Origin of the sequence: Saccharothrix sabaoui (assembly GCF_051756985.1) — a bacterium.
Taxonomy (GTDB): Bacteria; Actinomycetota; Actinomycetes; order Mycobacteriales; family Pseudonocardiaceae; genus Actinosynnema.
Genome location: NZ_JBPKJK010000066.1, coordinates 1 through 26004 on the forward strand (window position 1 = coordinate 1; position 26004 = coordinate 26004).

A 26004-nucleotide genomic window follows, 5' to 3' on the forward strand; every position below is an offset into this window, starting at 1 on the left:
GTGATGCGCACGACGTCACCCGTGCGCTCGACGCGGACGTGCTGGTACTCGGCCATGCTGCGACCGTATCCGGCCGAGCAACCCGTGTCCGGTCACGACCCTGCACGGTCACGCCCCTGCACGGTCACCGCAGCAAGGTCACGACGCGGGGCGGACGCGGAACGTGCGGCGGTAGGCGTCCGGGGTGACGCCCAGCTCGCCACGCAGGCGGCGGCGCAGGTTGGCCGGCGTGCCCAGGCCGGAGCGCTCGGCCACCCGCTGCACGGTCAGGTCGGTGGTCTCCAGCAGGCGCCGCGCCAGCCGGACGCGCTGCACCTGGAGCCAGCGGCCCGGTGTGCTGCCGGTGGCGGCGAGGAACGCGCGGTGGAAGGTGCGCTCGCTCATGCCCGCGTGCGCGGCCAGGTCGGCCACGCCGACCGGGGTGGCCAGGCGGTCCACCGCCCAGTCGACGGTGGCCGCGACGCCGGCGCGGGAGGGCCGGGCGGGCAGCGGCGGCTCGACGTACTGGCGCTGGCCGCCCTCCCGGCTCGGCGGCATGACGAGGCGGCGGGCCAGGCCGGCGGCGACGTCCGCGCCGTGCGCGCGGCGCACGAGGTGCAGGCACAGGTCGAGGCCGCCGACGACGCCCGCCGACGTGAACACGCCGTCCTCGGTGTAGAGCACGTCCCGCAGCACGCGGGCGCGGGGCGCGGCCCGGGCCAGGTCGTCCAGCAGCCGCCAGTGGGTGGTCGCCGCACGGCCGTCCAGCAGCCCCGCCGCGGCGAGCGTGAACGCGCCGGAGCACAGCGCGGCGACCGCGCCGCCGAACGACCGGAGCGCGCGGACGGCCGCCGGCGGGACCGGGGCGGACGAGTCGGCGCGGCCGGGCACGACGACGAGGTCGCAGCCGGCCAGGCCGGACAGGCCGTGCGTCGCGGGCAGGGCGCCGAGCGGCGACAGGGGCGTGGCGGCCCGGCCGGGCGCGCACAGCCTCAGCTCGAACGGCCCGATCCCGGTGTCCGAGCGGTCCACGCCCCACACCTCGCCGGCCACGGCGACGTCGAAGGACCGGCTGCCCGGCAGCAGGAGGACACCGACCACGCGCATGGCAGGAAAGTACCCCGGCGCGCCGGTTCCGCCACTCACGTCGGCGGGCGGCCGGGCGGCAGTCTCGGTGCCATGACGACCAGCGCCCTCGTGGTGATCGACGTGCAACGCGGCTTCGACGACCCCGTCTGGGGCAAGCGCGACAACCCCGCGGCCGAGGCCAACACCGCCCGGCTCCTGGCCGCCTGGACCGGCCCGCTGGTGCTGGTGCGGCACGACTCGACCGAGGCCGGCTCCCCGCTGCGGCCCGGCCGGGACGGCAACCGGTTCAAGCCCGAGCTGGACGGCGCCGTGCCCGACCTGGTGTTCGCCAAGACCGTGAACTCCGCGTTCCACGGCGAGGTGGACCTGCACGCGTGGCTGCGCGGGCGCGGCGTCACGGACCTCGTGCTCGTGGGCATCCAGACGAACATGTGCGTCGAGACGACGGCCCGGGTCGGCGGCAACCTCGGCTACCGGGTCCGGGTGGCGCTGGACGCCACGTTCACGTTCGACCTGGGGGGCCTGAGCGCCGAGGAGCTGTCCCGCGCGACCGCCGCGAACCTGAGCGGGGGCGGGTTCGCGGAGATCGTGACCACCGACGAGGTGCTGGCCGGGCTCTAGAGCCCGTTGACCTCTCGGACGACGGTGACGATCTCGTCCATGATCCCCGTCAGCTCGTAGTCCTTGGGCGTGAACACGCGCGCCACGCCGCGGTCGCGGAGCTTCGCGGCGTCGTCGGGCGGCACGATGCCGCCGACGACGACCGGCACGTCGCCCGCGCCCGCGGCGCGCAGGCCGTCGACCACGGCGGGCACGACCTCCAGGTGCGAGCCGGACAGCACCGACAGGCCCACCACGTGCACGTCCTCCTGCACGGCGGCGGCCACGATCTGCGCCGGGGTGAGCCGGATGCCCTGGTAGACGACCTCGAAGCCGACGTCGCGGGCGCGCACGGCGACCTGCTCGGCGCCGTTGGAGTGCCCGTCGAGACCGGGCTTGCCGACCAGGATGCGCAGCCGCTCGCCCAGCTCCTCGCCGGTGGCCCGGACGCGGTCGCGCACGCGGGCGATCTCCGCGCCCGCCTCGCCGGAGGCGGACGCGGAGGCGGCGGACACGCCCGTGGGCGCGCGGTACTCGCCGAACACCTCGCGCAGCGCGGACGCCCACTCGCCGGTGGTGACCCCGGCCTTGGCGCACGCGATCGTGGCCCCGACGAGGTTCGCGTCGGTCTTCGCGGTGGCGCGGAGGTCGTCCAGGGTGGACTTCACCAGGGCGTCGTCGCGGCCGGCCCGCCAGGCCCGGACCGCCTCGACGGCCTGCCGCTCTACGACCGGGTCGATCTGCTCGATCGCGTTCGCGCCCTCGGCCTGGAGGGGGGACGGCTCGGTGGTGGCGAACTTGTTCACGCCCACCACGACGTCCTCACCGGACTCGACGCGGCGGCGGCGCTCGGCCAGCGAGGAGACCAGCGCGGACTTCATGTAGCCGGACTCGACGGCCGCGACCGCGCCGCCCATCGCCTGCACGCGGTCGATCTCGGCGCGGGCGGCCTCGACGATCTCGGCGACCTTGGCCTCGACGACGCGCGAACCGTCGAAGACGTCCTCGTACTCCAGCAGGTCGGTCTCGTACGCGAGGACCTGCTGCATGCGCAGCGCCCACTGCTGGTCCCAGGGCCGGGGCAGGCCGAGGGCCTCGTTCCACGCGGGCAGCTGGATCGCGCGGGCGCGGGCGTCGCGGGACAGCGAGACGGCCAGCATCTCCAGCACGATCCGCTGCACGTTGTTCTCCGGCTGCGCCTCGGTGAGGCCGAGGGAGTTCACCTGCACGCCGTAGCGGAAGCGGCGGTGCTTGGGGTCCTCGATGCCGTACCGGTCCCGGGTGATCTCGTCCCACAGCCGGACGAACGCCCGCATCTTGCACATCTCCTCGATGAAGCGGACGCCCGCGTTCACGAAGAACGAGATGCGCGCGACGACCTCGCCGCGCCGCTCCTCCGGCACCTGGCCGGAGTCGAAGACCGAGTCCAGGACGGCGATGGCGGTGGAGAGCGCGTAGGCGATCTCCTGCGCCGGGGTCGCACCGACCTCCTGGAGGTGGTACGAGCAGATGTTGATCGGGTTCCACCTCGGCACGTTCGCCACGGTCCACGCGACCACGTCGGTGGTCAGGCGCAGGCTCGGGCCGGGCGGGAACACGTACGTGCCGCGGGACAGGTACTCCTTGATGATGTCGTTCTGCGTGGTGCCCGCGAGGGTCGCCGGGTCGGCGCCCTCCTCCTCCGCGACGGAGGCGTAGAGCGCGAGCAGCCACATGGCGGTCGCGTTGATCGTCATCGAGGTGTTGGCCTCGCCGAGCGGGATGCCGTCGAACAGCTGCCGCATGTCGCCGATGTGGCTGATCGGCACGCCGACCTTGCCGACCTCGCCCCGGGCCAGCTCGTCGTCCGGGTCGTAGCCGGTCTGCGTCGGCAGGTCGAAGGCCACCGACAGGCCGGTCTGCCCCTTGGCCAGGTTGCGGCGGTAGAGCGCGTTGGAGGCGGCGGCGCTGGAGTGGCCCGCGTAGGTCCGCATCACCCACGGGCGGTCCCGCTCACGATCGGCCGGGTACGGCACGGCAGCCTCCTCGAACGGCGTCGTTCCCCGCGGTCTCGGGTTGCCCGTAGCGTACTGACGGGTAACTCACGCGCGGGGTGCCGTTGCTCACTGAATCGTGCCCGGGGGACGATGGTCGGCGTGACCGCGCTCACGCCGTTCCTGCTGCTGGTGCTCGTCTTCAGCCTGCTCGGGCTCGTCCTCTACTGGGCCTTCGGCAACGACCGGAGGGGCGTGCCCGACCACACCGGGAGCGATTTCGGGCTGCTGCGGCAGGTGGCGGTGACGCCCACGCCGGAGGCCGCCGACGTGCTCGCCCGGCGCCTGCGCCAGGCCGGGATCAAGGTGACCGTGGTGCGGCGCGGCGGGGCCCACCTGCTGCTGGTGTTCCCCGCCGACGTGCCGGACGCCAAGCTGCTGCTGCGGTGAGACCGGGGCCGCCGGGCCCGAACCGCCGGCGCGCCGACCGCCGGCGCCGACCGCTAGGCGCTGACCCGGTCCACGGTCGCGCCCAGCTTGCGCAGGTTCTCCACGAAGCCCGGGTAGCCGCGCTCGATGTGGAAGATCTCGTAGACCTCGGTCACGCCTTCCGCGCACAGGCCGGCCAGAACCAGGCCCGCGCCCGCGCGGATGTCCGAGGCCCACACCGGCGCGCTGGAGAGCCTCTCCACACCCCGGACGACCGCGTGGTGGCCGTCGGTGCGGGCGTCGGCGGACAGGCGGATCATCTCCTCGATGAACCGGAAGCGCGCCTCGAACAGGTTCTCGGTGATCATCGACGTGCCCTCGGAGACGCTGGAGAGGGCGATGGCGAACGGCTGGAGGTCGGTCGCGAAGCCCGGGTAGGGCAGCGTCACGAAGTCCACCGACCGGGGCCGGTCGTGCTGGACCACGCGGAAGCCGTCGTCGTGCGTGGTCACCTCCGCACCGGCCATCCGCAGCTTCTCCAGGACCAGGTCGAGGTGGTGCGGGTCCACGCCGCGCACGGTGATGTCGCCCCGGGTCATGACGGCGGCGAACGCCCACGTGGCGCCGACGATGCGGTCGCCGATGACGCGGTGCTCGGTCGGCTCCAGGGACTCCACGCCGTGCACGGTGAGGGTGGACGTGCCCGCGCCCTCGATCCGGGCGCCCATCTCCTGGAGCATCACGCAGATGTCGACGATCTCCGGCTCGCGGGCGGCGTTGTCGATCACCGTGGTGCCGTTGGCGAGGACGGCGGCCATCAGGATGTTCTCCGTGGCGCCGACGCTCGGGAAGTCGAGCCAGATCTGCGCGCCGTGCAGGCCCTCGGCCTCGGCGACCAGGCAGCCGTGCTCGATCTCGCTGTGCGCGCCGAGCTTGCGCAGGCCGTTCTGGTGCATGTCCAGCGGGCGGGAGCCGATCGCGTCACCGCCGGGCAGCGCCACGACGGCGCGCCGGCAGCGGCCCACCAGCGGGCCGAGGACGCAGACCGAGGCGCGCAGCTTGCCCATCGCCTCGGAGTCGGCGCGGTGGTTCAGCTCCGCCGGCGTCGTGATGGTGACGACCCCGCCGTCGAGGGTCACCTCGCAGCCGAGGCTGCGCAGCACGTCCGCCATCAGCGGCACGTCCAGGATCTCCGGGCAGTTGGTGATCGTGGTCGTGCCCTCCGCGAGGAGGGCCGCTGCCATCAGCTTGAGCACGCTGTTCTTCGCGCCGACGACGTCGACCTCGCCGACCAGCCGCGCACCGCCCTGAACACGGAAGTGCTCACTCACGTGGGGAACTCCTCGCTCGTTGTGCCGCAATCCTACGTACGCGCTGAATCGTGTCCGTGCGCGGTGCTCTGTCTAGAGTGCGTGGCATGGCCGTGCACCTGACGAAGATCTACACCCGGGTAGGCGACGACGGGACGACGGGGCTGGGCGACTTCTCGCGCGTCCCCAAGACCTCGCCGCGCATCTCCGCCTACGCGGACGTGGACGAGACGAACGCGTCGCTGGGCGTCGCCCTCGCGCTGGGCGGCCTGGCCGACGACGTCGCCGCCGTGGTCCGGCAGGTGCAGAACGACCTGTTCGACGTGGGCGCGGACCTGTGCACGCCGATCGTGGAGAACCCCGAGCACCCGCCGCTGCGGGTCACCCAGCCGTACGTCGACCGGCTGGAGTCGTGGTGCGACGAGTTCAACGCGCGGTTGGGGAAGCTGACGTCGTTCATCCTCAACGGCGGCACGCCGGGGGCCGCGCTGCTGCACCAGGCCCGCACGATCGCGCGGCGGGCCGAGCGGTCCACGTGGGGGCTGGTCGAGGCCGAGGCGGACACCACGAACCCGCTGACGGCCAAGTACCTCAACCGCCTGTCCGACCTGCTGTTCATCCTGGCGCGGGTGGCCAACCCCGACGGCGACGTGCTGTGGCAGCCGGGTGGCGGTCGGGAGCGCTGACCCCGGTCGGCTGACCCCGGTCAACGGACACGGTCGGCGGACCCCGGTCGGCCGGGGGGAACCAGGTGGCCGGGGTCAGGAGGCCCAGGGGATGGAGCGGCCCGGGGGGGCCGACTCCAGCCACGACAGGAAACCCGTCAAGGCGTCCGGGCCCATCGCGATCTCGACCTCGCCCTTGGCGCCGCGGCAGCGGAGCACCACGGCCCCGGCCGGCATCGCGTACGCCTCGGGCGGGGACGGCTCGCGCCGGTCGTCGATCTCGAACCCGTCCCGCGAGATGATCACGTCCGGCCCCGGGCTCAGGCTCAGCACCCGGTACCAGACGAACTCGTCACCCCGGTAGTGGCCCACGCCCAGGTGCCAGCCGCGGCCGGTCTCCTCCAGGCGCGACCTCAGCGCCACGTGCACGCCCCCGGCGCGCAGCAGGCGGACGCGGCGCCACGCGGAGTACGCGAGGACCACGACCGCGACGAACAGGACCACCCCGACGACTTCGGCGATCCCCACGGCGTTGTCCGCTCGTCCGCGTCAGGCCGTGTGCCCGGCGGCGCGGAGCCGTGCGGCCGCGCGTGCTCGTTCGGCCTCGTCGGAGCTCCCGGCGTTCGACCGGGCCCGCTCGACGTCGATCTCGTCCGCCAGCTCGGCGTTCTCGGCGAGGATGCTGACGCCCTCGCCGGTGACGGAGAGGAAACCCCCGTGCACGGCGGCGGTGACGACCTCGCCCTCGGTCGTCCGGACGCGGACCACGCCGCCCTCGACGAGCTGGCCGAGCACCGGCTCGTGGCCGGGCAGGATGCCGATCTCGCCATCAAGGGTCTGCGCGACCACCGAGGTGGCGGTCCCGGACCACAGGCGGCGTTCCACGGCGACCAACTGGACGGTCATCTCGGCCACGCGCATCTCCCTCGTCGACTGGAGTCCAGTGCAGTCTAAACGGTGGCCACCGGGGTGCGCCGCACCAGCCACCCCCTGCCGCGCTCTACGTGCGGTACCACCCTGGTGGCGGGCGCCCCGGCGGTGGCGGTCGCGCACCCGCGGTGGGCACCCACCCTTCCGGTCAGTGGAAGACTGGTGGCCGTGACGACCCCGAAGTCGCTGCTGGACCGGGCGTTCTCGCTGCTGTCGGTGTTCACCGTGGACCGGCCCTCGGCGACCCTGTCGGAGCTGAGCCGCCACTCCGGGCTGCCCCTGAGCACCACGCACCGCCTCGTGGCGTCCCTGGTGGACCTCAGGGCCCTGGAGCGGGGTGCGGACGGCCGCTACTCGGTGGGGCTCAGGCTGCTGGAGCTGGGCGCCCTGTCGCCGGGCAGCCTCGACCTGCGGGACGGCGCCGTGCCGTTCCTGGAGGACCTCTACGAGGTGACGCGGCACAACGTGCAGCTCGCCGTGCGCGACGGCGCGGAGGTCGTGTACGTGGAGCGCATCTCGGCGCGCGACGCGGTCAACGTGGTGACCCGGGTGGGCAGCCGGATGCCGCTGCACTGCACGGGCGTCGGACTCGTGCTGCTGGCGAACGCCCCCGCGGACGTCCAGGAGGCCGTGCTGGCCCGGCCGCTGCGCCGGTTCACCCCGAGGACGATCACGTCGGCGGCGCGGCTGCGGGAGGTGCTGGCGCGGGTGCGGCGGGACGGCTACGCGATCAGCGACCGCCAGATCGAGCTGATCACGTACTCGGTGGCGGCGCCGGTGCGGGACGCGACCGGCGAGGTGGTGGCCTCGGTGTCCGTGGTGGTGCCCACGGGCACGCGGCGCGACACCGTGGTGCCCGCGGTGCGCACGTGCGGGCTCGCGGTCTCGCGGGCGCTGGGCTGGGCGGCCTGAGGGCACCCGACCGGCCTGGGGACACCCCACCGGCCTGGGGGCACCCGACCCCGGACGGCCGGGGGCGGGAACGCCGGAGGGCCGCCCCCGCGAACGGGAACGGCCCTCCGTGACGACCCGGCTCAGTTGCCGGCGAGCTTCTTGGCGTTGGCCTCGACGTCGTCGAGCCCGCCGCAGGAGAAGAACGCCTGCTCCGGGTAGTGGTCGAACTCGCCCTTGCAGACGCGGTCGAACGCCTCGATCGTGTCCTTGATCGGCACGAACGAACCCGGCTGACCGGTGAACTTCTCGGCCACGATGAAGTTCTGGCCGAGGAAGCGCTCCAGGCGACGGGCGCGGCCGACGAGGACCTTGTCCTCTTCGGACAGCTCGTCCATGCCGAGGATGGCGATGATGTCCTGGAGTTCCTTGTACTTCTGGAGGATGCGCTTGACCTCCTGCGCCACCCGGTAGTGCTCCTCGCCGACGATGGTCGGCTCCAGGATCCGGGAGGACGAGGACAGCGGGTCCACCGCCGGGTAGATGCCCTTCTGGGAGATCGGACGGGAGAGTTCCGTCGTCGCGTCCAGGTGGGCGAAGGTGGTGGCGGGCGCCGGGTCGGTGTAGTCGTCCGCGGGCACGTAGATCGCCTGCAGCGAGGTGATCGACTTGCCTCGGGTCGAGGTGATCCGCTCCTGGAGCTCACCCATCTCGTCCGCCAGCGTCGGCTGGTAGCCCACGGCGGACGGCATGCGGCCCAGCAGGGTCGACACCTCCGAGCCCGCCTGGGTGAAGCGGAAGATGTTGTCGATGAACAGCAGCACGTCCTGGCCCTGCACGTCGCGGAAGTACTCCGCCATGGTCAGGGCGGACAGGGCGACGCGCATGCGGGTGCCGGGCGGCTCGTCCATCTGCCCGAACACCAGGGCGGTGTCGTTGAGCACACCCATCTCCTCCATCTCGAGGAGGAGGTCGGTGCCCTCACGGGTGCGCTCGCCGACGCCGGCGAACACCGACGTGCCGGAGAACTCGCGGGCGATACGGGTGATCATCTCCTGGATGAGCACCGTCTTGCCCACGCCCGCACCGCCGAACAGGCCGATCTTGCCGCCCTTGACGTACGGGGTCAGCAGGTCGATGACCTTGATGCCCGTTTCCAGGATCTCGGTCTTGCCCTCGAGCTGGTCGAACGACGGCGCCTTGCGGTGGATGCCCCACTGCTCGCCGTCGCGGCCGAGGCCGGGCTCGTCGAGGCAGTCGCCCAGCGCGTTGAACACGTGGCCCTTGACGACGTCGCCGACGGGCACGCTGATGGCGGCGCCGGTGTCGGTCACGGTCGCGCCGCGGACCAGGCCGTCCGTCGGCTGCATCGAGATGGTGCGGACCAGGTTGTCGCCCAGGTGCTGGGCGACCTCCAGGGTCAGCGTCTTGGCCACCGCTTCGTAGGTGATCTCCACGTGCAGGGCGTTGAACAGCTCCGGCACCGCGCCACGCGGGAACTCCACGTCGACGACGGCACCGATCACCCGGACCACACGGCCGGTGCGGGTGGTGGTGGCAGTAGCACTCATGTCACTCATCACTTCCTGCGCCCCCGGTAAGCGCGGAGGCGCCACCGACGATCTCGCTGATCTCCTGGGTGATCTGGGCCTGGCGGGCCGCGTTCGCCTGGCGGCTGAGGTTGCGGACCAGCTCGGTGGCGTTGTCCGTCGCCGCCTTCATCGCGGTCCGGCGGGCCGCCGACTCCGAGGCCGCCGCGTCCAGCAGCGCCGAGAACAGGCGCGTCTTGACGTACTTCGGCAGCAGCGAACCCAGCAGCGCCTCGGCGCTCGGCTCGAACGAGTACACCGACTGGAGCTTCGGCGCCTCCGGGTCGTAGTCCACGACCATCGGCGCGATCCTCTTGGCGACCGGCGTCTGGCTCAGCATCGACTCGAACTCGGTGTAGACGACGTGCAGCTCGTCCACCCCGAGAACGCCGTCGGCACCGGGCTTGTCCCCGTCGTCGTCGGCGCCCGCGGTGAACGCCTGCACCAGCGCGTCACCGGCCTCGCTCGCGTTGACGTAGTGCGGGAGCTGGGAGAAGCCGGTCCACTCGCCCGCGATCTCGCGCCGGCGGAACCGGTAGTAGCCCGCGCCCTTGCGACCGACGACGTAGAGCACGGGCTCCTTGCCCTCGGACCGCAGGAGCGAGAACAGCTCCTCGGCCGCCTTCAGCACGTTGGCGTTGTAGCCGCCGCACATGCCCTTGTCGCTGGTCACGACGAGCACGCCGGCGCGCTTGGGCGCCTTGCGCTCGGTGAGCAGCGGGTGGTCGAGGTTCGCGGATGCCGTCGCCAGGCGGGAGAGGACGCTGGTGATCTCCTCCGCGTAGGGCTTCGACGCCGCGACCCTGGTCTGCGCCTTGGCGAGACGGGACGTGGCGATGAGCTCGTACGCCTTCGTGATCTTCTTGGTCGAGTTGACCGACCTGATCCTCTGGCGCAGCTCTCGGATCTGTGCCGCCATGCCTACGTCACTTCTCGGTCGGAGCCGGTCGGTTGACCTTCACCGACTCCTGCCCGACCTTGTCGGCGTCCATCGCGTCGGCGGGGACGTCGACGACCGACGTGCCGTTCGAAGCGGTGAACTGCTGCTTGAAGGAGTTGACGGCGTCCACGATGCCCCGCTCCGCGTCGTCCGACAGCTTCTTGGACTCGCGGATGTCGGACAGCACGGCCTCGTGGGAACGCCGCAGGTGGTCCAGGAACTCGGCCTCGAAGCGGCGGACGTCGCCCACCGGGATCGAGTCGAGGTGCCCCTTGGTGCCGAGGTAGATGGAGACGACCTGCTCCTCCATCGGCACCGGCGAGTACTGGCCCTGCTTGAGCAGCTCGACCAGGCGGGCGCCGCGGTCCAGCTGGGCGCGCGAGGCGGCGTCGAGGTCCGAGGCGAAGGCGGAGAACGCCTCCAGCTCGCGGAACTGCGACAGGTCGAGGCGCAGCGAGCCGGACACCGTCTTCATCGCCTTGGTCTGCGCGGCGCCACCGACGCGGGACACCGAGATGCCCACGTTGACGGCCGGGCGCACACCGGCGTTGAACAGGTCCGACTCCAGGAAGCACTGGCCGTCGGTGATGGAGATGACGTTGGTCGGGATGTACGCCGACACGTCGTTGGCCTTGGTCTCGATGATCGGCAGACCGGTCATCGAGCCGCCGCCCATGTCGTCGGACAGCTTCGCGCAGCGCTCCAGCAGGCGCGAGTGCAAGTAGAAGACGTCGCCCGGGTACGCCTCGCGGCCCGGCGGGCGGCGCAGCAGCAGCGAGATGGCGCGGTACGCCTCCGCCTGCTTGGTCAGGTCGTCGAAGATGATCAGGACGTGCTTGCCCTGGTACATCCAGTGCTGGCCGATGGCCGAGCCGGTGTAGGGCGCGAGCCACTTGAAGCCGGCCGAGTCGGACGCGGGGGCGGCGACGATGGTGGTGTACTCCAGCGCGCCCGCCTCCTCCAGCGCGGCCTTGACGCCCGCGATGGTGGAGCCCTTCTGGCCGACGGCGACGTACACGCAGCGGACCTGCTGCGTCGGGTCGCCCGAGTCCCAGGCCTTCTTCTGGTTGATGATCGTGTCGATGCAGACCGCGGTCTTGCCGGTCTTGCGGTCGCCGATGATCAGCTGGCGCTGGCCGCGGCCGATGGGGGTCATCGAGTCGATGGCCTTGATGCCGGTCTGCATCGGCTCGCCCACCGGCTGCCGCTGCAGCACGGACGCGGCCTGGAGCTCCAGGGCGCGGTTGTCGTCGGCCACGATGTCGCCGAGGCCGTCGATCGGCTGGCCGAGCGGGTTCACCACGCGGCCCAGGAAGCCGTCGCCCACGGGCACGGAGAGCACCTGGCCGGTCCGCTTGACCTCCTGGCCCTCTTCGATCTTGTCGAAGTCGCCGAGGATGACCGCGCCGATCGTGCGCACTTCCAGGCTCAGGGCCACACCGAGCACGCCGCCGGGGAACTCCAGCAGCTCGTTGGTCATGGTGCCGGGCAGACCTTCGACGATGGCGATGCCGTCGTAGGTCTCCGCGACGACGCCGACCTCTTCCCGGGTGACCTCCGGGGAGTAGGTCGAGACGTACTTCTCGATCGCACTGCGGATCTCGTCCGACGAGATCGTCAGCTCCGCCATGTCGTTCCTGCTCTCACTTCGTTCTGGGAAAGGGGCTTGTGGGCCGCGGTTCCGGTTGGTCAGCCGGCGAGTTCGCGGCGCAGTGCCGCCAGCCGACCGGCCACGCTTCCGTCGATGACTTCGTCGCCGATCTTGATCAGCAGACCGCCGCGCAGCGTGGGGTCCACCTCCACGTGCAGTGCGATCGGCCTGGAGTAGATGCGGGTCAGCGTGGCTTCGAGGCGGTCCTGCTGCGCCGCGTCCAGTTCGACAGCGGAACGGACGTGGGCGACGGAACGTTCCCGGCGCTTGGCCGCGAGCGACGCGAGTTCGGCCAGGCCGTTGACGACGCCCTGGCCGCGCGGCGTGCGCACGAGCTGGTCGACCAGGGTCTTCGTGGTCCCGTCGACCTTGCCCGCGACGAGCGAGTCGATCAGGGCCACCTTGCCGGCGGACGACGCGGACGGGTCGGACAGCGCCAGCTCGAGCTGGTGGTTGCCCGCGATGATGCGGCCGAGCCGGAACAGCTCGTCCTCCACCGCGTCGAGCTCGCCGTCCCGCTCCGCCCGCACCAGCAGCGTGGTGCGGGCCAGCGACTCGACACCGTCGACCAGTTCGCGGGGCGTCGACCAGCGCGTGGTGACGACCGTGCCCAGCACCTGGAGTGCCTGGTCACCGACCTTGCCGTCCAGCAGGCCGCGGAGCAGCTGCTCCCGGCCCGCGGGCTCGGTGGAGTTGTCGGCCAGCGCGCGCCGGAGCGCGGGCCGGCCGGACAGCAGGCCGACGACCGCGAACAGCTCGTCACCGAGCGTGCCGAGGGCCGTGCTGTCCTTCGTGCCGTCGACGACCTCCAGCAACCGCAGCTCGGCGGCGGCCAGGGCGTCACGGCTTGCGGCGTGCAGAGTCATCGGCGTTCCCTCACTTGGCGGCGGCCGGAGCCGACGTGCCGTCGAGCTCGGAGAGGAAGCGGTCGACGGTGCCCCGACGGCGCACCTCGTCCTCCAGCGACTCGCCGACGACCCGGTCCGCCAGGTCGATGGCCAGCCGGCCCAGCTCGCCGCGCAGCTCCGCGACGATCTGCGCGCGCTGCGTCTCCAGCTGGGTCTGCCCCTGCGCGACGATCCGCGCGGACTCCTCCTGCGCCTTGGTGCGCAGTTCGGTGATGATCTGCTCGCCCTCGATGCGGGCGTCGTCCCGGATGCGGGCGGCCTCCGCACGCGCTTCGGCCAGCTGCGCCTTGTAGTCGTTGAGCAGCTTCTGGGCCTCGGCCTGCGCCTGCTCCGCCTTCTCGATGCCACCCTCGATCTTGGCGGCGCGCTCCGCGTACAGCGTCTCGAAGCGCGGCGACACGAACTTCTTGATGATGAAGAGCAGGATCAAGAACGCGACGAGACCCAGGACGATCTCGGACGTGTGCGGAAGGACCGGGTTGATGGTCTCGCCTTCCGCAGCCAGGATGAGGGTATTCATCAAGGACCTCTCCTACTTGCGGCTGATCCGGGGATCAGGCGATGGCGAGGAAGTAGACGACGAAGCCGAGCAGGGCGAGGACCTCGACGATGGCGAACGTGGTCCAGGCCAGGCCGAGCAGCACGCCACGGGCCTCGGGCTGACGGGCGGTGCCGCTGATGACCGAGGAGAAGATCAGACCCACGCCGATGCCGGGGCCGATCGCCGCGAGGCCGTAGCCGATCGCCGCGAGACCCGCGTTGGTGACACCGGTGGCGGCTTCCTGAGCAAGAACGATAGCGCTCACTTGTGCTGTTCCCTTTCACTTCGGTCCGCGAGGGACTCGCGGATCGGAGGCTTTGAGTGGTTTTCTCAGTGCTCTTCGGCCAGCGCCGCGCCGATGTAGTTGGCGGACAGCAGCGCGAAGATGTACGCCTGGAGGCACATGATCAGCGCCTCCAGGAACGTCAGCGCGATGGCGAAGGCGAAGGCGATCGGCGCGACCACCACGGTGACGCCGCCGGCGAAGAGGAGGTACTCACCCGCCAAGGTGAACACCATCAGGAGCAGGTGACCCGCGAACATCGCCGCGAAGACTCGGATGGCGAGCGTGAGCGGGTTCAGGATGAACTTCTGGAAGAACTCGATCGGGATCAGCAGGATGAGCACGAACCACGGCGCGCCGGGCGGCATGGTCTGGTGCTTCAAGTAGCCCACGAACCCGTGGCGCTTGAACCCGACGAAGTGGTAGACCGGGTAGATCACCAGCAGCGAGACCGCGAGCGGGAACCCGATGTGCGACATCGTGGGGAACTGGATGAAGGGGATGATCCCGAACAGGTTGTTCACCAGGATGAAGCTGAAGACGGTGAGGATCAGCGGCACGAAGGGCAGGAAGTCCTTGGCGCCGATCTGCTCGCGCGCGATCGAGTTGCGCCCCATGTCGTACGCCGACTCGGCGGCGAACTGGAACTTGCCGGGGACCAGCTTCAGGTTGCGGGTGGCGGCGATGAAGAACGCGCCGATGATCACGATCGAGAGCACCAGCAGCACCATGGGCTTGGTGACCTCGCCGAAGATCGGCGGGAGGAAGAAGTCCTTCGTGCCGGGAGCGACGAACTCATCGCCCGCGGCCAGCACCGTCATGGTCACTGTGTTCCTTCCGGTTCTCCCGGCCGGCGTTCACTCCGCCGGGGGAATCGTCACGATCGGGACTTAACGTACCTTACGGACCGCAAGCGCCCGCGAGAGGCACCCCGCCTAGCTGGGTGTCCCGTCCTGCGCGCACCGTACCAGCCGGTAGATCAGGTGTTGCCGGGGGTCGGGATGACCATCTGGCTGCGGCTGCGCTTGGACGCGCGCGCCTCCATGAAGGTGGCCACCACGATGGTCGCGGCCATGGTCAGCGCCAGCGAGTTGGTGTGCAGCACGGGGAACTGGCGCAGCAGCACCATCACCACGATGAGCACGATGAGCTTGCCGAGGAAGCCGCCGAGCGCGGCGACCATGATGAACTGCACCGGCAGCGAGGCGGTCTTGCGCATCACCACCAGCGTCGCGACGGACGACAGCAGCGCGACGGCGCCGCCGATCAGCGCGGCGACCAGCCCGGGGACGCCGGCCACGACGGTCGCGACGACCGCGCAGACCGCCACCGTGCCGAGCGCCGCCCACACCGCGCCGCGGAACATCTCGCCGGCGAGACGCCGCACGACCACCTCGTGCGTCCACTCCTGGTCAGCGTCGCCCATGACACCCCTTCCACCGGTTCGAACCGAGTGTAAGAGGGGGTTTTCGCATTCGACCGTGCGGGTCCCGTGCCGGGGCGCACCTGGTCAGGTCCGCGCTCGACCACCCGCGCTCCCCGCGCCCCGCGCGTACTCGCGCACGATCCGGTTGAGGGCGAAGAACCCGCGCTTCGAACGGCGCAGCAGGTTCACGGCCACCAGCCGGTCCAGGTGGCGCTCCGCGTCGCGGATCCCCACACCCGCGGTGCCCGCCGCGGCCACGGCCGTGAAGCCCATCGCCGGCAGCTGTCCCAGTGCCCGGAAGAACGCCTGCGACGCCTCGGGGAGCTTGCGGAACGACAGGTCCAGGGCGAGCCGCACCTCCGACCGCGCGTCGTCGTCCAGCACCAGCGACTCCAGCGCCCCCCGACTGCGCAACCCGTCGAGGTAGGCGCCGGTGCCCACACCGGAACAGCTGACCAGGTCGACCGCGGCGACCCGGATGGCCAGCGGCAACCCGCCGCACAGGCGCACCAGCTCGGCCAGGGCGGCCGGTTCGGCGGCTGCCCGCCGCTCGCCCAGGATTCGACCGAACAGCTCGTGCGCGTCCGCGTCCGCGAGCGGTCCGAGGGCCAGTGACCTGGCGTCGTCGATCGCCACCAGCCCCCGGAGGGTGTTGCGGCTGGTGACCACCGTGAGCGTGTCGGGGCCGCCGGGGAGCAGGGGCCTCACCTGCTCGACGGAGTCCGCGTTGTCGAGCAGCACCAGGACGCGGCGGTCGTTGAGCGCCGAGCGGTAGGCGGAGCTCGCCTCGTCGAGGTCGTCGAGCGCTCCCCCGTTGCCCACACCCAGGGCGCGCGTCATCCGCGCGAGAGCCGCGGCGGGGGTGAGCGCCTGCTCGACGGAGTACCCGCGCAGGTCGACGAAGAGCTGGCCGTCGGGGAAGAGAGGGCTCACGCGGTGCGCCCACTGGAGCGCGAGCGCGGTTTTGCCCACGCCCGGCGCTCCGACGACGGTGATGACCCGAGCCGCCCGCGGACCGCGGCGGAAGTCGTCGAGCTGTTCGAGTTCGGGAGCCCGACCGCAGAAGTTCATCGACCGCGGGGGCAGTTCGCGAACCCGGGCGGGGGGCGGGCCGTCGGGGCGGTGGTCATCGGCGTCACCGCGCAGGACCGCCTCGTGGACCGCGGTCGTCCTCGCCCCCGGCTCGACCCCCAACTCCGCGACGAACCGCCGGTGGGCGTCCCGGTAGGCCCCCAGCGCCTCTGCGGACCGTCCCGCGCGGTGGAGGGCCAGCATCAGCTGGCGGAGGAAGACCTCGCTCAGCGGGTACCGCGCCACCAGTGCCCGCAGCTCACCGACGACCGCCTGGTGCCTGCCGGTGGCCAGTTCGAGCTCCATCCGGCGTTCCAGCGCCCCTGTCCGCTCGTCCTCCAGCCGCGCTGCCTCACCGCGCTGGAGCTCATCGGAGGGCACCCCCGTCAGCGCGGGTCCCCTCCACAGCGCGAGGGCTTCGCGGAGGCGGTCGAGTTCGCGCTGCGGGTCACCGGAGTCCTCATCACCCCCTTGCGGGAGCAGCGCCCGGAAGCGCAGTGCGTCCACCTGCCCGGCATCGACCTCGATGCGGTAACCCGACGTGCTCCTGCTGATCACGGGCGCCCCGGCGCCCCCGGCGGCCAACGCCCGCCTGAGGCGCACGACGTAGACGTGCAGCGTCGACCGGGCCCTGAGCGGAGGTTCGTCCCAGAGCCGCTCGACCAGTTCTCCCTCCGAGACCGGTTGTCCCGCCCGGAGGAGCAACGCGCCGAGCAGCACCCTCAGCTTCCCGCCGGGCAGCGGGACGGGGTGGCCGTTCCGGGACACCGAGAACTCGCCGAGCACACCGAATGACCACTGTTCCACTGATCGCCATCCCCCGAATCGCGAACGCCTGGCAGCGCAACGTGCACAGGCAGTCACAAGCAGTACTCAAAACGATTACGGGACGTGTAGGCGAACCGCAAGCAGTTTGGCGCGGCGCATCCCTAACGTCATCGGCGTCGATCCGAATGCGGACGGCTGACCAGGAACAACACGACACAGGGGAACTCATGGGTGATCGACGAGCGAACAGCGGGCGACCGGGCGTGCGGGTGCTGCTCGCCGCGGTGGCGACCGCCGCGGCATCGCTGACGGTGTTGGCGCCGACGGCCGGCGCCGAGGACGCCACCCCGCGGACGACCGCGGTGGAGGTGGGCCTGCCCGCGGCCGGCACCGAGGACGTCGGCGCGATGGACGAGAGCGGCACCAGCGGTGGCATCCGCGTCGCGGCCGTGGGCAGCGGCGGCTACGTCGGCAGCGTCAACGCCACGGTGAGCAGCCTGAGCCCGTACCTGTCGTTCCACGGCTTCTACGTGCTGTTCGGACCGGACTACCGGTACACCTCGGAGACCCGGAGCTGGGGCACCAGCACCGCGTTCGTCAGGAACGTCGGCCGCAGCTACGCGAACGGTCAGCTGCACTGCGCCGAGGGCTGGAAGAGCAACGGCGACGGCACGTTCAGCCTGCTCGGCAGGCCGTGCGTCGACAACCCGATCTAGGCCGGCGCACCGGTGCCGGGTGGCGGTTCGCACCGCCACCCGGCACCGGGGTCAGGATCGGCGCACTTCGCGAAGTCTGGGGATCGCGGAGACCAGCAGGGCGAGGAGGAGCGCGATGCCGAAGCACCAGGCGACGACCGAGACGTCGAAGATCGTCAGGGCCACCGCGCTGAACGCGAGCACGCCCGCCCACAGGTAGATGAGCAGGACGGCGCGGCGCTGGGAGTGGCCGATCTCCAGCAGGCGGTGGTGCAGGTGCATCTTGTCCGCGGAGAACGGGCTCTCGCCGCGCCGGGTGCGCCGGACCACGGCCATGAGCAGGTCGAGCATCGGCACGAACAGCACGGCGGCGACGACCACGAGCGGCGAGAGCAGGCCGAGGACGTCCTCGGCGCGCACCGACTCGTAGTTGATCTTGCCGCTGGCCGAGATGGTGGACGCGGCGAGCATCAGGCCGATGAGCATCGACCCGGAGTCGCCCATGAAGATGCGCGCCGGGTTGAAGTTGTGCGGCAGGAAGCCCAGGCACGCGCCGGCGAGCGTGGCGGCGATCAGCGCGGGCGGGTACGCGCCCACGTCACCGCCGTTGTTGGACAGCAGGCCGATGGAGAACACGCAGGTCGCGGCGGCGGCGATGAGGCCGATGCCGGCGGCCAGGCCGTCCAGGCCGTCGACGAAGTTCATCGCGTTGATCATCGTCACGGCCAGCAGCACGGACAGGATCGCGCCCTGGTTCTGGTCCAGCGACAGCAGCGAGCCGGTGCCCTCGCCGTCGTCGCCCCACGGCACCCAGAACAGCAGCCACTGGAGCCCGAACAGCACGAGGATGCCCGCCGCGGTCACCTGACCGGCGAGTTTCGTCAGGGAGTCCAGCTCGAACCGGTCGTCCAGCACGCCCACCAGGACGATCACGCCGCCGCCCACGATGACCGCGTACGGGTCGTAGGAGAAGTCGAACGCCGAGCGCAGCACCGGGAGCTGGTGGGCGAGCAGCATGCCGCCGAGCACGCCGCCGTACATCGCCAGCCCACCCATCCGGGGCATGGGTTTGACGTGCACGTCCCGCGAACGGGGGTACGCGACCGCGCCGATCCGGAACGCCAGCGCGCGGACCAGGCCGACCAGCAGGAACGTCACGACGGCAGCGGTCAGGGCGACGAGCAGGTACTCCCGGACCGGGAGGACGTTGGACACGGCAGGCAACTGGCCCACGGCAGGCTCAGCCCTTCGAAGCCGGGAGATCGGGCGGTGCGGGCACCACGCTACTCCGATCGGGAAGATCCACTAGCGGGCGACCTCGACTTCGGCGCCCAGCGCCTTCGAGACCTCCGCGACCGGCACCGCGCCCTCGCGCAGCACCACGGGGTCCGGACCGGTCAGGTCGACGATCGTGGAGGCGACGTTCTCGGCCGCCGGGCCGCCGTCGAGGTACACGCCGACGTCCTCGCCGAGCTGGTCCCACGCCTCCTGCGCGGTGCCCGCGGGCGGGAAGCCGGACTTGTTGGCGCTGGAGACGGCCATCGGGCCGACGTCGCGCAGCAGTTCGAGGGCGACCGGGTGCAGCGGCATCCGCAGCATCACGGTGCCGCGGGTCTGCCCGAGGTCCCAGGCGAGCGACGGCGCGTGCTGGAGCACGAGCGACAGGCCGCCGGGCCAGAACGCCTCGATCAGGGCGCGGGCCTGCCGGGGCACGCTCAGCACCAGGCCGTCGATGGTGGTCCAGGAGCCCACGAGGACGGGCACCGGCATGTCCGGGCCCCGGCCCTTGGCCTCCAGCAGGGCGCGCACGGCGGCGGCGTCGAACGCGTCGCAGCCGATGCCGTAGACCGTGTCGGTGGGGAGTACCACGAGGCGCCCGGAGCGCACCGCGCCCGCCGCGGCGGCGAGGCCGGCCGCGCGGTCGTCCTGCACTGCGCAGTCGTAGATCGTGCTCACCCGCCTGATCCAAGCACAGCACGGGCCGTGCCCGGCGGCGGAGGTCAGAGACCGGGTCTGCGCACGGATCGGGTGTCGAGCGCCCAGCCGCGCCTGCGGTGTGCGAGGACGAACCCGAAGACGAGCGCGGCGCCCAGCGCGACCCCGCCCGCGGTGACCGCCGCGCTGCCCACCGCGCCGCCGACGAACGGCAGCACGAGCACGGCCAGCGCGACGACGGCGGCCTGTCCGACGCCCGGTTCGACCCACCGCCACCGCTCCGCCTCCTCGGTGCGCCCGCGCAGGTCGAGGGCGAGCGCGACCAGCCCGGGGTCGGGCCGCAGGGCGAGCACCTCGTCGGCGAGGGCGTGGCACTCGGCGGCCTGTTGCCGAGTGCGGATGGCCAGGCCGCCGTCGTCGGTGACCGCGCGGACCTCGGCGCTGCGCGCGACGAGGGCGAGGGCCAGGTGCCCCCGCAGCACGTCGGCCGTGCGGGGGTCGGCGGTCGAGCGCAACTCCCGACGCACGTGGGCGACGACCCGCTCGGCGTTGCCGTCCTGCAACACCGTGCCGAGGGCGGCGAGCGAGCGGCCCACCCCGTCGTCGACGGGGTCCGGGGCGCGCGCGACGCGATCGGCCACCAACGCCCGCAGGAGGCGCCACTCGTCGGGCGGCCGTTCGAGCGGTTGCTTGACACGCATCGCCGGTGCTCCGATTTACTCGCCGGAGGTGGACGTCGCAGATTATCCCGTGGGCGAGGCGGCAGGTGCGCGTGAAGAACCGGTGGGGTGCGTTCCCGGTGGCGCTGTGCGCGGCCGTCGCGTACGCGGTGATGGGCGGCGCGGCGGGCGTCCTCGCGCTGCACGCCGCCACCCCGGTCACGCCGACGCCCGCCGCCGAGGCTCCCCCGCTTCCCGTGGTCACCGCGGCTCCGTCCCCCGCCCCGACGACCGCGGCCCCGTCCTCCGCCCCGGCGACCGCGGCGACGCCCGTGCCACCGGGGTTCCGGGCCATCAACGCGCCCGGTGGCCTGAGCACGGTCGTCCCGGCGTCGTGGCCGGCCTCGACGGGCACCGCGGTGACCACGCTGGTGGCCGCTGACCCGGCGGACGCGCGCCGCGAGGTGCGGCTGGGCGGGGCCCCGGTCACCGACCCGGCGAAGACCCTCCCGGCTCGCATCACCGAGGCCGCGGTGGACCGGGAACGCGAGGCCGGCCACTCCCGGATCGTGCTGTCGGAAACCTCGACCCGCGGTTTCCCGGCGGTCCGCTGGGAGTTCGAGGAAGGCTCCGACCGGGGTCCGAAGCGGGTCGCCGCGATTTTCTGGGAAGTGGGCGGTGTCGAGTACGTGCTCTATTCGGCAGGCCCACCGGACGAGTGGGGGACGACCCGTGAACTGCTGGACACGATGATCCGGCACGCCACCCCGTGAACGCGACCGCGCCGGCCCGGGTGGAGTACCCGGCCCGGCGCGGGTCGGCGTCCGATCAGCAGAGCTTGCCGTTGTACCAAGCGTCGATGTACTGCGGCCGGGGACCGATTTCGGTCTCACCGGGGCCGACGCACATCTCGAAATCCCGGAAACCCCCGACGTTGATCTGGTCGACCCAGATGACGACCCGAGTCGTGCCGCAGTGGTTGTAGTAGAGGCTGAGCACCCCGAACGAACCGCAGGGCGCGGGTGCCGCTTCCTGCACCGGGGCCTGGGCCCGAGCCGGAGCGGCGGCGGCCGGAGCCGTCAGGCCGACGGTCAGCGCGACCGCCGCACCCACCGTCGCGAATGCCGCGGAAAATGCCTTGCGCATGCGTTCCCCCTTTTTTCTCGTTCCACGAACTCATTACCACGTGCCACTCCACGCTAAGGCCGACGTTTTTTCCGAGCAAGCTTCACACTGCGAATCACGCGAACGGAGCAGCTCGGGAAGGCTTTTCCGAGGCCCTTCCAACCAGCCCCGCGGTGGAACCGCGCGGAATTACCGGAGATCAAGACCGGTCCTTTGAGGACCGAGCAGGCGGACGGAGGTCGGCGGCCCGGCCGCCCGCCGGCGGGACGCGTGTGTCCCGCCGGCGGGATACGCGCCACGCAGCCTCCCCGGGAATCGCTCCCGGGTCCGGGAGCGATTCCCGCCGCGGGCCCCGCACCGCACCGGGCGGTCAGGGGCGCGGTCCCCGCGGTGGTCGGGGCGAGCGCAGGCTGGTCGCGGCGAGGACGGCGAGGACGCCGATGATCACGCCCGGGGAGACGGGGGTGGGGGTCCTCGGTGATGCCGTAGACCGCCGGCACCGAGTCGACGGCGAACACCACGTCGGTGGCGAACGCCGCGACCGCCGGCGGCGTGAGCGGGCGTCACCCGTGCTCGCGCACGGTCAGCCGCGCGCCGCGGTAGTAGTCGGTGGCCGGCATCAGCCGGCGCAGCAGCCGGACGCCCGCAGCCGGGAGGCGTCGTGCTCGGCACCGCCGCCGGTCGACACCTCCCGCAGCAACTTCACCGCCGAGGCGAGCAGGACCAGCCCGAACACGAGGAACGCCCGGGTGCCGGCCGCCGGCATCGCGGCGCCGGCCGTGATGAACACGCCCCGCAGCACCAAGGCACCGACGATGCCGTAGAGCAGGACGCGTGGTCGCACGTCGGCCGGCACGGCGAAGGCCCCACCGCTTCGCGCGCCGACACCTGGTGCGAGCGGTGGGCGACCGCGAAATCCGCGAGGAGCAGCACGACCAGGCGCACCGTCGTAACGCTGCGTGCACACGAGGTCGCTGATGGCGGGCTCACACCCGCCGGGCGGTGGCGAAGCGGGGGCGGCCGGCCAGGTCGGTGTGGTCGGCCACGTCGGTGAGCACGCGGCGCGCGGACAGCAGGGCGGGGACGCTCTCGCCGTGGGTGTCGTCGTGCTCGATCGCCACGTGGCCGCCGGGGCGCAGCAGGCGGGCGGCGAGGGTGACGACGTGCCGGACCACGTCGAGGCCGTCCGGGCCGCCGAAGACGGCCTGGCGCGGGTCGTGGTCGGCGACCTCGGGCTGCACCTCGGTCGCGTCCGGCACGTACGGCGGGTTGCACAGCACGAGGTCCACCTGACCGTCCAGGTCGGACAGGACGCCCGGCGCCGTCACGTCGCCCGCGTGCAGGGTCACGGGGGTGTCGCCGGCGGCGCGGCGGGCGTCGGCGTTGCGGCGGGCCCAGGACAGCGCGGTGTGGTCGCGCTCGACGGCGTGCACGGTCGCACCCGGCCGGTGGTGGGCGAACGCGAGGGCGAGCGCGCCGGACCCCGTGCACAGGTCGACCACGACCGGGTCGGGGGCGTCCACGGCGGACAGCGCCCAGACGAGCAGCAGCTCGGTCTCCGGGCGCGGGATGAACACGCCGGGGCCCACGGCGAGGTCGACGCCGCCGAGGTGGGCCCAGCCGGTGATGTGCTGGAGCGGGACGCGCGCCACCCGCCGCCGCACGACCCGGTGCAGCGCGTCGACCACCGGCGGGTCGACCAGCGGGATCAGGGGCAGGCGCGAGCGCTCGACGCCCAGGACGTGGGCGGCGAGCAGCTCGGCGTCCACCCGGGCGCTGTCGACGCCCGCTGCGGCCAGCATGCGTTCCGCTTCGAGGACGGCCAGCCGCAGCGGGTGTCGGGTCATGCGGGAAAGGGTAGGCCGATCAGAAGTTGATCATGTGCCCGGCCAGGCCGTGCACGGCCTCCTTGACGGCTTCGCTGAGCGTCGGGTGGGCGTGCACGTTGCGCGCCACCTCGTGCACGGTCAGGTCCCACTGCTGCGCCAGCGTCAGCTCCGGCAGCAGCTCGGTGACGTCCGGCCCGATCATGTGCGCGCCCAGCAGCTCGCCGTACTTGGCGTCGCTGATCAGCTTCACGAAGCCGCCCGGGTCGGCGAGGCCGTGCGCCTTGCCGTTCGCGGTGAACGGGAACTTCGCCACCTGGACGTCGTAGCCCTTGTCCCGGGCCTGCGCCTCGGTCCACCCGAACGAGGCGATCTGCGGCTGGCAGAACGTGGCCCGCGGGATCATCTGGAAGTCCAGCTCCATGGTCTCCGCGCCCGCGATGGTCTCCGCGGCGACGATGCCCATGGACTCGGCGGCGTGCGCCAGCATCAGCTTCGCGGTGACGTCGCCGATGGCGAAGATGTGCGGCACGGTCGTGCGGCCCCGGCCGTCCACCGCGATGGCGCCGCGCTCGGTGAGCTGCACGCCGGTGTTCTCCAGGCCGTAGCCCTCGGTGCGGGGCTGGAAACCGATGGCCTGCATGACCTTGTCGGCTTCGAGCACCTCCTCCTCGCCGTCCTTCGACACGGTGACGCGCACCTTCTCGCCGGAGTCGTCGATGGACTCCACGCGGGTGCCGGTGCGCACGTCGATGCCGAGGCGCTTGTAGCGCTTGGCCAGCTCGGTGGAGACCTCCACGTCCTCCAGCGGCACCACCCGGTCGAGGAACTCGACGATGGTGACCTTCACGCCGTAGTTGTGCAGCACGTAGCCGAACTCGACGCCGATGGCGCCCGCGCCGGCGATGACGATGCTGCCGGGCAGCTCCTTCGACAGGATCTGCTCCTCGTAGGTCACCACCCGGTCGGACAGCTCGGTGCCCGGCAGGAGGCGGGTCTTGGCGCCGGCGGCGATGATCGCGTGGTCGAACGTGACGGTCTCGTCACCCACCCGGATGGTGTTCGCGTCGACGAACGTCCCCCACCCGTTGAGCTCGGTGATGCCGTTCTTCTTCATCAGGAAGTGCACGCCCTTGACGCGCCCGTCCGCGACCTTGCGGCTGCGGTCGTGGGCGGCGCCGTAGTCGAACGTCACCTTGCCCTCGACGGTGATGCCGAACGTCTTCTGCTCGTGCGTGAAGAGGTGCGCCAGCTCGGCGTTGCGCAGGAGGGCCTTCGACGGGATGCAGCCCACGTTCAGGCAGACGCCGCCCCAGTAACGCTCCTCGACGACCGCCGTCTTCAGGCCCAGCTGAGCCGCGCGGATGGCGGCGACGTACCCGCCGGGCCCCGCACCGAGGACCACGACGTCAAAGTGTGCGCTCATGGGCACAACATTAGGCGCGCAGCTGGTCCGACAAGAACTCGACGGTGCGGCGCCACGCGTCGGCGCGGGCGGCGGCGGTGGCGGCCGGCGTGCCCCCCGCGCGGAGGCGCGCGCCGGGCCCCGGGACGACGGTGTCGGTGGCCGGCCGGTGCGGCGGGCCCGCGATCAGGTGTCCCGCGCCGGGGTACACGACGTGCTCGTGCGGGAACGGGTGGTCGTGCTCGGTGAGGCGCCGCTCGGCGACGGCGGCCAGCTCCTCGGACGGCCACGTCGCGTCGTCGCCGGGTGAGAGCAGCAACACACCGCCGTTGATCCGCTCGACCGGGATCTCGACGTCCTCGGGGATGCCGTCGGACAGGTCGAACGCGAGCCGCAGCGGCACCGGTTCACCGTCGACGACGCACGCCCTCAGCTCCTCCGGGACCGAGCGGGGCAGGTAGGGCAGCGGCCTGCCGCCCAGCGTCCACGGCGCGGCCTCGTGCTCCAGCACCTGGAGCAGCCGCGGGCCGGGACCGACGCCCTGCGTCACGACCCCGCTGCCCGCCACGCTCACCACGGCCTTGACCCGGGGGAACGTCGCACCGGCCAGGAGCGCCAGCTCACCGCCGCGCGCCGCGCCCAGGAGACCGATTTCACCCGTCCGGGTGGCGAGCCAGTCCAGGGCCGCGCCGACGTACTCCAGCGGGACCTCGACCGGGTCGTCCGGCAGGCCCGGCGCGCCGGAGCAGGCGAGGGCCAGCGCGGCGAACCCGTGCCGGGCGAGCAGCGCCGCGTCCGCCTCGCGCGAACCGCCCCCGAGGCCGTCCAGCACCGAGCCGTCCGGCAGCGGACCGCCCGGCAGCGGGCCGCCCGACGCGGAACCGCCCAGCACCGGACCGCCGAGCACGACGACGCCGGGGTGGGTCTCGCCGTCGCCGGGTTCGAACAGCGCGCCGACCAGGCCGTTCCCGGTGACCTCGGTGCGCCGGACCCCGTCGGGCACGACCTGGCGGTCCACCTCGACGCGGCCGATCCCGGCGGCCTCCACGACCGTGCCGGACGGGGTGCCGCCGGTCGGGGCCAGGGACCAGAACAACCCCATCGGGTCGACGCCGGAGTAGCCGCCGGACACCGGGGCGTGCCGGGTGAGGTCGACAACGCCGCGGTCGTCGGCGCGGAACACGGCCTCGGCCGCCCGGTCGCCGGTCGAGGCGCACAGCGTGACCCGCGCGTCGGGCTCCAGGCCCTCCACGCGGATGGCCAGGGTCGCGTCCAGGGGCGCTGTCCGGGGGGTCACCAGGAGTTCCGCCATCGCG

General features: G+C 72.3%; 27 protein-coding genes and 1 pseudogene. 6 read left to right on the forward strand and 22 right to left on the reverse strand.

Going from position 1 to position 26004, the window contains the following annotated elements; translation table 11 throughout:
- Positions 1-138: 138 nt before the first annotated feature.
- Complete coding sequence (locus ACR807_RS21180; protein ID WP_438923103.1) at positions 139-1086, reverse strand: GlxA family transcriptional regulator; 948 nt, start codon at positions 1084-1086, stop codon at positions 139-141.
- 72 nt (positions 1087-1158) lie between these two features.
- Here ACR807_RS21180 and ACR807_RS21185 point away from each other — a divergent pair, with 72 nt between their 5' ends.
- Complete coding sequence (locus tag ACR807_RS21185; protein WP_438923104.1) at positions 1159-1689, forward strand: cysteine hydrolase family protein; 531 nt, start codon at positions 1159-1161, stop codon at positions 1687-1689.
- On the opposite strand, the gene ACR807_RS21190 is transcribed toward ACR807_RS21185, so the two are convergent.
- Positions 1686-3683, reverse strand: coding sequence for a protein meaA (locus tag ACR807_RS21190; protein ID WP_438923105.1), 1998 nt, complete (start codon positions 3681-3683; stop codon positions 1686-1688). The genes ACR807_RS21185 and ACR807_RS21190 overlap by 4 nt on opposite strands.
- A 111-nt stretch (positions 3684-3794) precedes the next feature.
- On the opposite strand from ACR807_RS21190, the gene ACR807_RS21195 reads away from it, so the two are divergent.
- Complete coding sequence (locus ACR807_RS21195) at positions 3795-4091, forward strand: hypothetical protein (protein WP_438923106.1); 297 nt, start codon at positions 3795-3797, stop codon at positions 4089-4091.
- Positions 4092-4144: 53 nt separating this feature from the next.
- Here the strand turns inward: ACR807_RS21195 and murA are convergent, their stop codons facing one another.
- Positions 4145-5401, reverse strand: coding sequence for a UDP-N-acetylglucosamine 1-carboxyvinyltransferase (gene murA / locus ACR807_RS21200; RefSeq protein WP_438923107.1), 1257 nt, complete (start codon positions 5399-5401; stop codon positions 4145-4147).
- An 86-nt stretch (positions 5402-5487) separates the two neighbouring features.
- On the opposite strand from murA, the gene ACR807_RS21205 reads away from it, so the two are divergent.
- Positions 5488-6066, forward strand: a complete 579-nt coding sequence (locus ACR807_RS21205) for a cob(I)yrinic acid a,c-diamide adenosyltransferase (protein WP_438923108.1) — start codon at positions 5488-5490, stop codon at positions 6064-6066.
- 75 nt (positions 6067-6141) lie between these two features.
- Here ACR807_RS21205 and ACR807_RS21210 read toward each other — a convergent pair whose 3' ends face one another.
- Together ACR807_RS21210 and ACR807_RS21215 are read right to left on the reverse strand one after the other, a co-directional pair.
- The gene (locus ACR807_RS21210) at positions 6142-6573 is read right to left on the reverse strand and encodes a DUF2550 domain-containing protein (RefSeq protein ID WP_438923109.1); all 432 of its coding nucleotides are present in this window, start codon (positions 6571-6573) and stop codon (positions 6142-6144) included.
- Between the two features lie 21 nt (positions 6574-6594).
- Positions 6595-6960 carry a F0F1 ATP synthase subunit epsilon gene (locus ACR807_RS21215; protein WP_438923110.1) on the reverse strand — a complete coding sequence of 122 codons (366 nt, stop codon included), beginning with the start codon at positions 6958-6960 and terminating at the stop codon, positions 6595-6597.
- Between the two features lie 183 nt (positions 6961-7143).
- On the opposite strand from ACR807_RS21215, the gene ACR807_RS21220 reads away from it, so the two are divergent.
- Positions 7144-7887, forward strand: a complete 744-nt coding sequence (locus ACR807_RS21220) for an IclR family transcriptional regulator (protein WP_438923111.1) — start codon at positions 7144-7146, stop codon at positions 7885-7887.
- A 122-nt stretch (positions 7888-8009) separates the two neighbouring features.
- Here ACR807_RS21220 and atpD read toward each other — a convergent pair whose 3' ends face one another.
- The 9 genes from atpD to ACR807_RS21265 form a co-directional block, all read right to left on the reverse strand.
- Positions 8010-9446: a F0F1 ATP synthase subunit beta gene (gene atpD / locus ACR807_RS21225; RefSeq protein WP_438923112.1), complete on the reverse strand. Its 1437-nt coding sequence runs from the start codon at positions 9444-9446 to the stop codon at positions 8010-8012.
- Positions 9439-10374 (reverse strand): F0F1 ATP synthase subunit gamma, encoded by a 936-nt coding sequence (locus ACR807_RS21230; RefSeq protein WP_438923113.1) that lies wholly within the window; start codon positions 10372-10374, stop codon positions 9439-9441. Before ACR807_RS21230 ends, atpD begins: the two co-directional genes overlap by 8 nt.
- 7 nt (positions 10375-10381) lie before the next feature.
- The gene (atpA, locus tag ACR807_RS21235; protein WP_438923114.1) at positions 10382-12025 is read right to left on the reverse strand and encodes a F0F1 ATP synthase subunit alpha; all 1644 of its coding nucleotides are present in this window, start codon (positions 12023-12025) and stop codon (positions 10382-10384) included.
- 59 nt (positions 12026-12084) lie between these two features.
- Positions 12085-12912 (reverse strand): F0F1 ATP synthase subunit delta, encoded by an 828-nt coding sequence (locus tag ACR807_RS21240; protein ID WP_438923115.1) that lies wholly within the window; start codon positions 12910-12912, stop codon positions 12085-12087.
- Positions 12913-12922: 10 nt separating this feature from the next.
- Entirely contained in the window at positions 12923-13474 is a 552-nt protein-coding gene (locus ACR807_RS21245) for a F0F1 ATP synthase subunit B (RefSeq protein ID WP_438923116.1), read from the reverse strand.
- 34 nt (positions 13475-13508) lie between these two features.
- Entirely contained in the window at positions 13509-13760 is a 252-nt protein-coding gene (locus tag ACR807_RS21250; RefSeq protein ID WP_438923117.1) for an ATP synthase subunit C-like protein, read from the reverse strand.
- A gap of 65 nt (positions 13761-13825) precedes the next feature.
- A complete protein-coding gene (atpB, locus tag ACR807_RS21255; RefSeq protein WP_438923118.1) occupies positions 13826-14605 on the reverse strand; it encodes a F0F1 ATP synthase subunit A in 780 nt (259 codons plus the stop codon).
- A gap of 152 nt (positions 14606-14757) precedes the next feature.
- Positions 14758-15204 carry a Cg1360 family ATP-synthase-associated protein gene (locus ACR807_RS21260; RefSeq protein ID WP_438923119.1) on the reverse strand — a complete coding sequence of 149 codons (447 nt, stop codon included), beginning with the start codon at positions 15202-15204 and terminating at the stop codon, positions 14758-14760.
- Positions 15205-15288: 84 nt separating this feature from the next.
- Positions 15289-17082, reverse strand: a complete 1794-nt coding sequence (locus ACR807_RS21265) for an AfsR/SARP family transcriptional regulator (RefSeq protein ID WP_438923120.1) — start codon at positions 17080-17082, stop codon at positions 15289-15291.
- 188 nt (positions 17083-17270) lie between these two features.
- Between ACR807_RS21265 and ACR807_RS21270 the strand changes: the two genes are divergently transcribed.
- Entirely contained in the window at positions 17271-17759 is a 489-nt protein-coding gene (locus tag ACR807_RS21270) for a hypothetical protein (protein WP_438923121.1), read from the forward strand.
- Between the two features lie 51 nt (positions 17760-17810).
- Here the strand turns inward: ACR807_RS21270 and ACR807_RS21275 are convergent, their stop codons facing one another.
- From ACR807_RS21275 to ACR807_RS21285, 3 genes are all read right to left on the reverse strand, one after another.
- The gene (locus ACR807_RS21275; protein ID WP_438923122.1) at positions 17811-18971 is read right to left on the reverse strand and encodes a glycosyltransferase family 4 protein; all 1161 of its coding nucleotides are present in this window, start codon (positions 18969-18971) and stop codon (positions 17811-17813) included.
- Between the two features lie 72 nt (positions 18972-19043).
- Positions 19044-19694 carry an L-threonylcarbamoyladenylate synthase gene (locus ACR807_RS21280; RefSeq protein WP_438923123.1) on the reverse strand — a complete coding sequence of 217 codons (651 nt, stop codon included), beginning with the start codon at positions 19692-19694 and terminating at the stop codon, positions 19044-19046.
- A 44-nt stretch (positions 19695-19738) separates the two neighbouring features.
- Positions 19739-20374, reverse strand: a complete 636-nt coding sequence (locus tag ACR807_RS21285) for a hypothetical protein (protein ID WP_438923124.1) — start codon at positions 20372-20374, stop codon at positions 19739-19741.
- A gap of 71 nt (positions 20375-20445) precedes the next feature.
- On the opposite strand from ACR807_RS21285, the gene ACR807_RS21290 reads away from it, so the two are divergent.
- The gene (locus tag ACR807_RS21290; RefSeq protein WP_438923125.1) at positions 20446-21105 is read left to right on the forward strand and encodes a serine/threonine kinase C-terminal domain-containing protein; all 660 of its coding nucleotides are present in this window, start codon (positions 20446-20448) and stop codon (positions 21103-21105) included.
- Positions 21106-21160: 55 nt separating this feature from the next.
- On the opposite strand, the gene ACR807_RS21295 is transcribed toward ACR807_RS21290, so the two are convergent.
- From ACR807_RS21295 to ACR807_RS21315, 5 genes and pseudogenes are all read right to left on the reverse strand, one after another.
- Positions 21161-21478: a DUF6355 family natural product biosynthesis protein gene (locus tag ACR807_RS21295; RefSeq protein ID WP_438923126.1), complete on the reverse strand. Its 318-nt coding sequence runs from the start codon at positions 21476-21478 to the stop codon at positions 21161-21163.
- A gap of 443 nt (positions 21479-21921) precedes the next feature.
- A pseudogene (locus ACR807_RS21300) lies at positions 21922-22322 on the reverse strand (TerC family protein); the annotation flags it as partial.
- 121 nt (positions 22323-22443) lie between these two features.
- A complete protein-coding gene (gene prmC, locus ACR807_RS21305) occupies positions 22444-23304 on the reverse strand; it encodes a peptide chain release factor N(5)-glutamine methyltransferase (protein ID WP_438923127.1) in 861 nt (286 codons plus the stop codon).
- Positions 23305-23323: 19 nt separating this feature from the next.
- Positions 23324-24709, reverse strand: coding sequence for a dihydrolipoyl dehydrogenase (lpdA, locus tag ACR807_RS21310; RefSeq protein ID WP_438923128.1), 1386 nt, complete (start codon positions 24707-24709; stop codon positions 23324-23326).
- Between the two features lie 10 nt (positions 24710-24719).
- Positions 24720-26000 (reverse strand): acyl-CoA thioesterase/bile acid-CoA:amino acid N-acyltransferase family protein, encoded by a 1281-nt coding sequence (locus tag ACR807_RS21315; protein WP_438923129.1) that lies wholly within the window; start codon positions 25998-26000, stop codon positions 24720-24722.
- Positions 26001-26004: the final 4 nt, after the last annotated feature.